Raw genomic sequence first — 2,404 nt, 5'->3', positions numbered from 1 at the left:
GGGCTGAAGCCCGGCCTCGCGCGGCGCCAGCCGGTGCCCGGCCGGGGGCCGGCCCGGCGCCCGCTCTACGCCGCCCTCGGGGCGCTCGTGCTGCTCGGCGGCGCCTACGCGGCGTTGCGCAATCCCGAGCCGGCCGCCGACCGGGCCGCGATCGCCCAGGCACAGGGACAGGCCGCGACCCGCACGGCCGAGGCCAGGCCGCCGGCGCGGCCCGACGAGCCCAGGGGCGCCGACAGGACGGTCGCCGACAAGACCGCCGAGACGAAGCCCGCGGAAGCCAGGCCGTCCGAGAAGGCGGGAGAGCCCAAATCCGCCGAGGCGCGGCCCGGCGGCAAGCGCGAGCCGGTCGAGACCGGCGCGGTGACGGACGGCGGCCCGGTCGCCGGCGTCGCCGAGGTGGTCGACACCGCGACCCTGCGCCTCGGCGGCCGGACCTTGCGCCTCTCCGGCGTCGAGGCCGCCCGGGGCGCCCAGGCGAGCGACCTCTCGGGCTACCTCGCCGGTCGTCCGGTCAACTGCCAGCCCAACCCGGGCCGTACCGCCTGGATCTGCACGGTCGACGGCCACGACCTCTCGGAGGTGGTGCTCTACAACGGCGGCGGCCGCGCCACCCCCGAGGCGACGGCGGACCTCGTCGACGCCGAGCGCCACGCCCGCACGGCCCGGCTCGGCATCTGGGCGAAGCCCTGAGGCGGGCCCCGTAAGCGGGATCGGCGCCCCCTCCGCCCGGGTCCCCGGTCTTACCGCGGACTTAAGAACACGTCGCCACCCTTCTCCACGGGATTGACGCATCCGCCGAGACGCGGCCTGATCGGCACAAGGCCGGGCCATCGAAGCACCGGCGCGGTGGAGGGGACGCAGCGGATGGCGCGAGGCGCTGAGCAGGCGGTGGCGCGGGGAACCGTCGGGGCAATGCCCCCGATGCCCGATGATGCGGGGCGCGCGCGGCTCCACGCTCTCCGGACCGGCCTGGAGGCGGGCCTGATCGGCTCGACCGGCCTCGTCGAGCGGCTGCTGATCGGGCTCCTCACCGGCGGCCACCTCTTGATCGAGGGCGCGCCGGGCCTCGCCAAGACCCGGGCGGTCAAGCGCCTCGCCGACGGGCTCGACACGGGTTTCGCCCGCATCCAGTGCACCCCCGACCTGATGCCCGCCGACCTCACCGGCACCACGGTCTGGCGGCCCGACGGCGGGCGGTTCGAGTTCCTGGCCGGCCCCCTGTTCCACTCCCTGGTCCTCGTCGACGAGGTCAACCGCGCCCCCCCCAAGGTGCAGTCGGCGCTCCTCGAGGCGATGGCCGAGCGCCAGGTCACGGTGGCGGGTACCACCCACGCCCTGCCCGATCCCTTCATGGTGGTGGCGACCCAGAACCCGATCGAGCATGCCGGCACCTTCCCGCTGCCGGAAGCGCAGCTCGACCGGTTCCTGCTCCACGTCGTGGTCGAGATGCCGGACGAGGCGTCCGAGCGCCGCATCCTCGACCTCGTCGAGGGCGAGCTGACCGAGGACGTCGCGCCGATGCCGGTGCGGCTCACCGCGGAGGAGCTGCGCGCCGCCCGCGCGGCCGCGCTCAAGACCCACGTCTCGCCGGCGCTCAAGGACTTCCTCGTCCGCCTCGTCGCCGCCACCCGGGGCGGGCCGGCGGCGGCGGATCTGCGCGGCGCCATCGAGCACCCGGTCTCGCCCCGCGGCACCCTGGCGCTGATGCTCGCCGGCAAGGCCCGGGCCTACCTGCACGGGCGCGACCACGTCACCCCGGACGACGTCGTGGCGCTCGCCCCCGATGCGCTCGCCCACCGCCTCGCCCTCACCTGGCGGGCCGCCGCCGAGGGCCAGACCACCCGGGCCCTCGTCGCCGCCCTGCTCGACCGGGTGCACCCGCTCTGAGGATCGTCCCGACCGTGGCACGGCCGCTTCCCGGTTCCGACCCGCTGAAGGCCCCGGGCATCGCCCTCGAGGCCGCCGCCCTGATGGGCCTGCGCCACCTCGCCCGCCGCGGCGCCGGCACGGCGACCCGGGTCCGCGCGGGCCTGCCCGGCGGCCTCGTCACCCGGCGGCGCGGGCGCGGCACCGAGCCCGACGACGTGCGCCCCTTCGCCGAGGGCGACGACGTGCGCCACATCGACCGCAACGTCACCGCCCGCACCGGCTCGCTCCATGTCCGCACCCACCACGAGGAGCGCGACCGCGCCGTGGTGCTGGTGGCGGATTTCCGGCCCTCGATGCTGGTCGGCACCCGCCGGGCCCTGCGCTCGGTCGCCGCCGCCGAGGCGCTGGCACTGCTCGGCTGGCGCATCGTCGGCGATGGCGGCCGGGTCGGTCTCTGCGTCGTGGCCCCCGAGCCCGCCGCCCTGCCGCCCGCCGGCGGCGGGCGCGGCATGGCGGCCCTGTGCCAGGCCCTGGC

At 77.2% G+C, this 2,404-nt stretch carries 3 protein-coding genes; all 3 read left to right on the top strand.

Annotation, left to right across the window (positions count from 1 at the left end; all coding sequences use genetic code 11):
• Positions 1 to 690 (top strand): thermonuclease family protein (locus tag HPY23_RS33200; RefSeq protein ID WP_420891340.1); only part of this gene is annotated, 690 nt, incomplete at its 5' end.
• A 231-nt stretch (positions 691 to 921) separates the two neighbouring features.
• Positions 922 to 1,887 carry an AAA family ATPase gene (locus tag HPY23_RS19425; protein WP_407942696.1) on the top strand — a complete coding sequence of 322 codons (966 nt, stop codon included), beginning with the start codon at positions 922 to 924 and terminating at the stop codon, positions 1,885 to 1,887.
• Positions 1,888 to 1,970: 83 nt separating this feature from the next.
• Positions 1,971 to 2,404: DUF58 domain-containing protein (locus HPY23_RS19420; RefSeq protein WP_200649662.1), on the top strand; the 434-nt coding region annotated here is incomplete at its 3' end.

The sequence above is a fragment of the Methylobacterium ajmalii genome (genome assembly GCF_016613415.1).
GTDB classification, from domain to species: Bacteria; Pseudomonadota; Alphaproteobacteria; order Rhizobiales; family Beijerinckiaceae; genus Methylobacterium; species Methylobacterium ajmalii.
This window is presented reverse-complemented; position numbering and strand designations above follow the sequence as displayed.

Excerpts from the sequence above, each read along its gene's own strand:
- HPY23_RS19425 (WP_407942696.1), top strand. The coding sequence starts at position 922 with ATGCCCGATGATGCGGGGCGCGCGCGGCTCCACGCTCTCCGGACCGGC.